This window comes from Candidatus Alistipes pullistercoris (assembly GCF_027665465.1).
Classification (GTDB): domain Bacteria; phylum Bacteroidota; class Bacteroidia; order Bacteroidales; family Rikenellaceae; genus Alistipes_A; species Alistipes_A hominis.
The window spans coordinates 1-3,678 of sequence record NZ_JAQDED010000018.1; the positions used below are offsets into that span (position 1 = coordinate 1).

The window sequence follows — 3,678 nt, forward strand, 5'->3', positions numbered from 1 at the left end:
TTATAATCGGCAAAACGAAAATTCCATCTGACTTTCCGGATATTTCAAAGGATAATCTTGAAAAATAGACAAAAAGTAGCAAAAATTAAACGGGCTTTAAAATCATTTTAAAGCCCGTTTTTTTTGATTGCCCAAAATACGAATTTATAATTGTAGTAACTTGGGGTATAATTACCATTAATTTATACCTCCCCTGCCGGAGAAGGGGTATTATTTTTCGAGGGGTGTGGTCACTTCTTCCCTGATCCGCGCCAGCGTATCGAGCAGTATGCTCCCGATCTCCGCGGGATCTCCGCCGGGCATGGTCGTTACGGACGTATATCCGTCGGAGTTGACGATCAGCGCGCCTTTCGCGGCCCCTGCTTCGCCGATGGCGTTGATGTTGACTTCGTCGAGACTTCTGTCGCCCCTGACGGAGTACGTTCCGGTGACGGTCATTCCGCCCGCGGCGTCTTCTACGTTGTACTTTGCTGTTTGAAGATTCGATGTGTACATAATTCAGTTTTTTTAAAGGTTGAACAATTAGTATTTGTAAGTATCCAGATTGAATATGAAAAACAGGACATCCGAGGCTACCGATCCGGCTCCGTCACCGGTGAATATTTTAAACGACGTGGCCGTCTTGCCCGGTACCGAATGAAATGCAACCCTGTCGTTGCTATTATTAACTTCGGGTTTGACAACATAAGAGTCCTTCGACGTGAACCGGGCTCCATTCATCGTGATCTGTACGCAGTTTGTCCATGCCATCGACGCGGAGAAAGAAGTTATGCTGCTGGCCGGAGATATCCAAGACTTCGCGATTACATAAGTGCCCGTATTGACGATTCCCCACGCCTCCAGCCCGTGCATCAGCGCGCCCCAATTGTTATCGTTCGTACTGTTCGACGTAGCCAGCACCCCGCTGTCCGTCAGACGGAGACCGTACTTGCCCGACTTCGACAGCAGGCGCGTATCCCCCCGGCCCATGATGTACGGAATCCCCGTGCCGCCCTTGAACACCACGAAATACTCCTGGCTGCTGTACGTGGCCGCCAGGCCGTTCGCAAACAGCGACGTCCGCATCGCGCTGCCGGTCGATCCGGTGCAGGTCACCTTCTGGCTGGCGGTATAGAGCTGCACGTTCATCGACTCGGCGGCCTGTGCCGACGCGTAACCTTCCAGCCGTCCGTAAAAGCGCACCCGCAGGTACAGCCTCGATTTGGCATATACGGTGTACGTCCCCGCCCGGACATGCGTGTTCCAGTTCTCGGCATTGCCTTTGGCAACCGGAATCTGCACCAGAACGTCCGAGGCGTCCGAAGTCGTCAGAACGAAATCCATCCGCCCGTAAGAATACGCGCCGGCGGCGCACTGCGTCCGGTGTTTGGCCTGGATGTCCGGGATCGAGATTTTGTAAAACCCGGCCGACGTCACGGCCAGTTCCGCGCAAACGGCCGACTCGTATTTCTCCAGTTCCGAAGTCGCCGACCAACTGAACGACCGCGGCGTGAAGTCCGACGACAGCGACACGGCCGTCGGGTTAATCAGCGTGTTCACGTCGTCGACGGTATCCCCTTTGACCAGCAGCACCGTGTTTCCGGCCGAATCGTAGGCCGTCAGCGCATTGGTTTCGCGGCGTATCTCGATCCGTCGCTGATCGGAATCCGATGCGGGCTTGGTTATAAGGTTCTCCGCGATCAGCGTAGCCGTTTCGATCAGATCCGCATTGATCCGACCGCCGTTCATGATCGTTTGCCCGGCTTCGGCCTTCGCCGTCATATCCTCATAGGACGAGAAGCCGATATTTTTGGCAACGGCATTCTGTCCCGTATCGACGGCACTGTCCGCATAGGCCCGGATCGCGTCCCGGATCGCTTCGTCGGCGACCCCGAAGGCGACGTTCAGATCGGACAGGGCCGAATTGAACGCGTTGTGCTTCGTATCCACGTCCGCCTGCTCCGCCGCCGTCGCAATGCCGTCGGCGATGGCCGTCGTGATCGAGGTCAGAAGGGCGGCTTTCGCGGCGTCGAAAAGCGCGTACTTCGCAGCGAGATTCCGCTTGCCGGTCTCGTTCAGATCCGCATGGTTGTACCGGTTGTAGTACTGCGCTTTCACGGATTCGGCGGTCTCGGCGACCTGGTTGGTCAGCTTGCCGATGGCGGCCGCCTCGCTGCGGGTGACGATCCCGTCGGCAAAGGCCGAATCCGTGAAGTTCTTCAGGCCCGTAACCGTCGTCGAAAGGGCGTTTGCCGCGCCCAGGGCCGACTGCGCCGTCGTCTTGGCCGCTTCCACATCTACGACCGGCGTTTCTACCGACGTCAGCAGGCCGATACTCGCCACGTCGCCGTAGGAATATCCCGTCGGACGCAGCATAATGCCCTCGCAATAGGTTGCCCTGACCTTGTATCTGCCGCCGCCACGGACGTATATGTATTCCAGGGCACTCTGATACACCTGACCGATGCTGCCTACGGGCGTAACGTCCGAGAACCTGAAGTCGAAAGAACGAACATATCTTTTGATACCCATCGCGCCCCATCTATTCCCATTCGTTTCCCAGACGCAGCTACACGAGAATCCCTGCTCATGGGTGGCCCAGGGAGGCGTTCCGCTATCGGAAAGGATAGCGGATATTTCGATGGCGGCTTTCGAATCCGACGCATTCCATAGGTTGAACGTCACCGGATAATAAGTATCCGGATCGAGCGCCGTAGCGTCGATCGTGACGATTTGGAACTGGCCGGACGCATAATACTGGATGTTATTAAGCAATTTGGCCTTAGCGTTGTAGTAGTCCTTGAACTTCGAACAGAACTCCGACCCGGTGATCGTCGAGGTCGTCGTCATATCCGCCAGCAACGGCGTGATGTATGCGTTCAGGGCGTTGTAGGCGTCGAGGTATGCCGTCGTATCCGTTAGGGTCGGTTTCGCCTGGGCCGTGAGGATCGGTTTCTCGCCCTGGATGATTTCCCACTCCCGCTTGGTCTCCTGCTTTTCACTGGGGGTCAGCTTGTCGTCGCTGGCGATGTCGGCGAGCATGGCGTTCGCCCTATCTGCGGACTCTTGAGCCGCGTCCACATCCACGACCGGCGTTTCTACCGACGTCCGGGTGGGAACATTTCCGGACGAACTTCCGGAACTCCAATGATAACCTTCCGGATGCAATTCAATGAAAGGGACGCCGGAGGTACGCACCGTGTACCGACCGCCGCCGCGAACGTATATGTATTCCATCGATGTCGGCTGCACCTGCCCGATGCTGCCGACGGGCGTACCCTCTGTAAAGTTGAAAGCAAAGGAACGAATATATCTTTTGACGGGTATCGTGCCCCAGCGGTTCCCGTTCGACTCCCAGACGCAATTGCATGAGAATCCCTGCGCATGGGTGGCCCAGGAAGGCGTCCCGCTCGTGCCTAACACGGCTCCGATCTCAATGGTCGCTTTATATTCCGACGCACTATATAAAGTGAATGTCACCGGATAATAAGTATCCGGATCGAGTTCCGTAGCGTCGATCGTAGTGATCCGGAACTGCCCGGACGAATAGTACTGAATATTTTTCAGCAACGTCGTCTTCGCATCGTAGTACGTTTTGAATCTCGCATTGAAAACCGACCCGGTGATCGTCGAGGTCGTCGTCATATCCGCCAGCAGCGGCGTAATGTATGCGCTCAGGGCATTGTAGACGTTCAGATA

At 55.8% G+C, this 3,678-nt stretch carries 1 protein-coding gene and 1 pseudogene; both read right to left on the minus strand.

What is annotated here, in order from left to right:
• Positions 1-210: 210 nt before the first annotated feature.
• The gene (locus PGR91_RS13455; RefSeq protein ID WP_147387432.1) at positions 211-495 is read right to left on the minus strand and encodes a hypothetical protein; all 285 of its coding nucleotides are present in this window, start codon (positions 493-495) and stop codon (positions 211-213) included.
• 27 nt (positions 496-522) lie between these two features.
• Positions 523-3,678, minus strand: a pseudogene (locus tag PGR91_RS13460) (hypothetical protein); the annotation flags it as partial.